Genomic DNA, 1,911 nt, shown 5'->3' on the forward strand with positions numbered 1-1,911 from the left:
TTTGGTATTACGTCTAGAAGAAAGATAAAAATCAATGGTATCGCCACGTTGATCGACTGCACGATACAGATAAGACCATCGTCCATTCACTTTTACATAGGTTTCATCAATATGCCACGAGCTCAGACCTGTAGGATTACGCCAATACCAGCGTAAACGTTTTTCTATTTCAGGAGCATAACGTTGAACCCAACGATAAATCGTCGTGTGATCAACATTCACACCACGTTCGGCCAGCATTTCCTGCAGTTCACGATAGCTAATGCCATATTTACAATACCAGCGCACAGCCCAAAGAATGATTTCGCCCTGAAAATGCCGACCATGGAAAGGATTCATATACTGCACCTTTAGCTAAAACAGTCTTCAGCTTACCATTCGTGGTTATTTGCAACAGTGCCCTTTTAAATACCTCAAATGCATTATTTTGGCTAGAATCAAAAATTTAAATTGGTAGGTATTTGGTAGGTAGGATTCTTTTTAGCTTCATCCAATACTCATATTACGGTGAGGGTCACCGATAAAATAATCAATGGATGGTAGAAGGAATAACACCATGGCTTTTAAAAATATTTCAGATCAAACTAACGGTTTTTATATTCCCTGTGTTTCACTTTTTGGTCCGGGCTGTGCTAAAGAAATCGGGATCAAAGCACAAAATTTAGGCGCCAAGAAAGCACTGATTGTAACTGATGCTGGCCTGTTTAAATTTGGTGTTGCAGATGATATTGCAAATTATTTGAAAGAGGCAGGTGTTGACAGTTATATTTTCCCAGGCGCGGAACCTAATCCAACTGATATTAACGTGCATCATGGAGTTACAGCTTATAATGAAAACGCCTGTGATTTTATTGTATCGTTAGGTGGGGGTTCATCACATGACTGTGCCAAAGGCATCGGTCTGGTCACTGCAGGTGGCGGACATATCCGTGATTATGAAGGGATTGATAAAAGTACCGTTCCGATGACACCACTGATTGCAATCAATACCACGGCAGGGACAGCTTCGGAGATGACACGTTTCTGTATCATTACCAATACCGATACCCATGTGAAAATGGCGATTGTAGATTGGCGTTGTACCCCACTCATTGCGATTGATGACCCTAAACTGATGTTAGCCAAACCTGCAGGCCTGACTGCGGCAACAGGGATGGATGCTCTGACACATGCGGTCGAGGCCTATGTATCTACGGCCGCCAATCCCATCACTGATGCCTGTGCAGAAAAGGCGATCACCATGATCAGTGAATGGCTCAGTCCCGCAGTGGCGAATGGGGATAATCTGGAAGCACGGGATGCCATGAGCTATGCCCAGTATCTTGCAGGCATGGCTTTTAATAATGCCTCTTTAGGTTATGTGCATGCGATGGCGCATCAGCTTGGTGGTTTCTATAACTTGCCACACGGGGTCTGTAATGCGATTTTGCTCCCACATGTCTGTGAGTTTAACCTGATTGCCTGTCCGGAGCGTTATGCCAAAATTGCCCAATTGATGGGGGTGAATATAGAAGGTTTAACTGTAACTGAGGCAGCTTATGAAGCGATTAACGCCATTCGGCAGCTTTCATCGTCAATTGGCATTCCATCAGGTTTAGCGGAATTGAATGTAAAAGAAGCTGCCCTCGCCACTATGGCAGAAAATGCGCAAAAAGATGCCTGCATGTTAACCAATCCACGTAAGGCCAGTCATGCTCAAGTCGTGGATATTTTTAAAGCGGCAATGTAATACCTCCTTGTAAGTCTTATTTTCAATCATCTGACTTACACTTTAACAGGCCTTATTTCGAAGCCAGAGAATCCTTGGCAATAAAGGTCACCATGGATTCACCCGGACGCGAATAGGCCATGATGCGGTCATATTGCCCCGTGGTCATCAGTTCCTTTTCAATCCGATCCGTGACCTGTAGG

General features: G+C 44.1%; 1 protein-coding gene and 2 pseudogenes. 1 reads left to right on the forward strand and 2 read right to left on the reverse strand.

Annotated elements, in window-relative coordinates; translation table 11 throughout:
- Positions 1-339 (reverse strand): annotated as a pseudogene (locus tag FTV48_RS14640) (IS6-like element IS1006 family transposase); the annotation flags it as partial.
- A 217-nt stretch (positions 340-556) separates the two neighbouring features.
- Between FTV48_RS14640 and FTV48_RS14645 the strand changes: the two are divergent.
- Positions 557-1,729 carry an iron-containing alcohol dehydrogenase gene (locus FTV48_RS14645; protein ID WP_180000763.1) on the forward strand — a complete coding sequence of 391 codons (1,173 nt, stop codon included), beginning with the start codon at positions 557-559 and terminating at the stop codon, positions 1,727-1,729.
- Positions 1,730-1,787: 58 nt separating this feature from the next.
- On the opposite strand, the pseudogene FTV48_RS15285 reads toward FTV48_RS14645, so the two are convergent.
- Positions 1,788-1,911, reverse strand: a pseudogene (locus FTV48_RS15285) (hypothetical protein); the annotation flags it as partial.

The sequence above is a fragment of the Acinetobacter sp. YH18001 genome, assembly GCF_013416975.1.
GTDB classification, from domain to species: domain Bacteria; phylum Pseudomonadota; class Gammaproteobacteria; order Pseudomonadales; family Moraxellaceae; genus Acinetobacter; species Acinetobacter pseudolwoffii.